The sequence below is a fragment of the Staphylococcus sp. 510 genome (assembly GCF_057219715.1).
Genome location: NZ_JBXVVK010000043.1, coordinates 1 through 1,692, shown reverse-complemented (window position 1 = coordinate 1,692; position 1,692 = coordinate 1). Strand labels below are relative to the sequence as shown.

Genomic DNA, 1,692 nt, shown 5'->3' with positions numbered 1-1,692 from the left:
CGAAAGTCTTATCCCTCAATCTTTGAAAAAAGATTGGGGGTCTTTTTTTATGCCCAAATTCCAATTTGAAATATATGGTCAAAATGATTATTTCATCGACCAAATTACCACTTTTACCACTTAGTTATTAGTGACAAAAGTGAGCGAAATGAAATAAAAATCAAATATATATTATCAAAATGATGTATCACATGCATACATCAATCAAATACATTAGGAGGTCATAACCATGACACTAGAACAACAACTCAAGCACTATATAACCAACTTATTCAATCTGCCAAGGGACGAAGTGTGGCACTGCGAATCTATCGAGGAAATCGCTGATGATATCTTACCCAATCAATATGTAAGACTTGGCCCACTCAGTAATAAAACACTTCAGACTAATACCTACTACTCTGACACACTTCATGAAAGTAATATCTATCCTTTCATTCTCTACTATCAGAAACAACTCATAGCCATCGGTTATATCGACGAAAATCACGATATGGATTTCTTATACCTACACAACACTATCATGCCTCTTTTGGATCAACGATACTTACTAACAGGAGGACAATAAAATGCATAAATACATCAAAATTACACAATTAGTCATTACAATACTAAGTGAAATCATCATTTGGATGAAAGAGTCAGAACGAAAGGAAGTCTCTTATGAATAGATATATCACCCGGGGTATCGCCAACAACTTACCTAATATCTTACAACACCAATTATGGCAACTCGTATCTGAGCGAGAACAAGAACAAACCAAAGATAATACTTCAGTAGATTATTTTCATATATTCCAGTTCAATAAGCATCGCAATCAATTATATATCAAACACAAACAAGAACGACCTGAATATGCGAAAATCCATAAAGCTAATTATTCAAAAGCAATCAATATCAATAAGGTCTACATTATTCGAGAAGATGATGTAGACCTTTCTTATTATGTCATGTTATTACCTGAAGAATACTAGAGGAGTGAAAATTATATGGAAACAATCAAAAGTACATTAAAAACAGAAGCCATATTCAGTGATGACAAACAACATCGCTATCTACTTAAGAAAACATGGAATAGTGAAAAACAATCAATCACAATCATTACAATGTATCCGCATTATGATGGCATTCTCAATATTGACCTAACGACCCAACTCATCATGAACAAAGTTTCAGAAATGGATGCATTTGGTTCAATCAATTTTGTGAATCTATACTCTAATATTACAACCCCTATCAATCTCAAACATTTAGAAAATGCGTATGATAAGCATACAGATATTCAAATTATGAAGGCAGTGAAAGAGTCAGATGAAGTGATATTAGCTTGGGGCGCTTACGCTAAAAAGCCCGGTGTTGAAGCACGTGTTAATGAAGTATTAGAGATGTTGAAACCACATAAAAAGAAAGTAAAACGACTCATGAATCCAGAAACCAATGAAATCATGCATCCCCTTAATTCGAAAGCACGTCAAAAATGGATATTAAAAGTATAGCAACTAAAATGTTTATTCACTATCCATGAAAATAATTGAATTTCATATATATCTTTTAATCTACAATATGATTAAAAGATATATTATTTGGTTCTGTTGCAAAGTAAAAAAATATAGCTAACCACTAATTTATCATGTCAGTGTTCGCTTAACTTGCTAGCATGATGCTAATTTCATGGCATGGCGAAAATCCGC

At 32.9% G+C, this 1,692-nt stretch carries 3 protein-coding genes; all 3 read left to right on the top strand.

Translation table 11 applies throughout. The annotated features are described in order from the left end of the window. Positions 1 to 229 precede the first annotated feature (229 nt). The 3 genes from AC2D8K_RS12540 to AC2D8K_RS12530 all read left to right on the top strand — a co-directional run bounded on the left by AC2D8K_RS12540 (position 230) and on the right by AC2D8K_RS12530 (position 1,497). Positions 230 to 568, top strand: a complete 339-nt coding sequence (locus AC2D8K_RS12540; protein WP_000171559.1) for an SAUGI family uracil-DNA glycosylase inhibitor — start codon at positions 230 to 232, stop codon at positions 566 to 568. Between the two features lie 95 nt (positions 569 to 663). After that, positions 664 to 975 (top strand): DUF960 family protein, encoded by a 312-nt coding sequence (locus tag AC2D8K_RS12535; RefSeq protein ID WP_001083109.1) that lies wholly within the window; start codon positions 664 to 666, stop codon positions 973 to 975. Between the two features lie 15 nt (positions 976 to 990). Continuing rightward, on the top strand, positions 991 to 1,497 hold the full coding sequence (locus AC2D8K_RS12530; RefSeq protein ID WP_000447786.1) for a DUF1643 domain-containing protein: 507 nt from the start codon (positions 991 to 993) through the stop codon (positions 1,495 to 1,497). Positions 1,498 to 1,692: the final 195 nt, after the last annotated feature.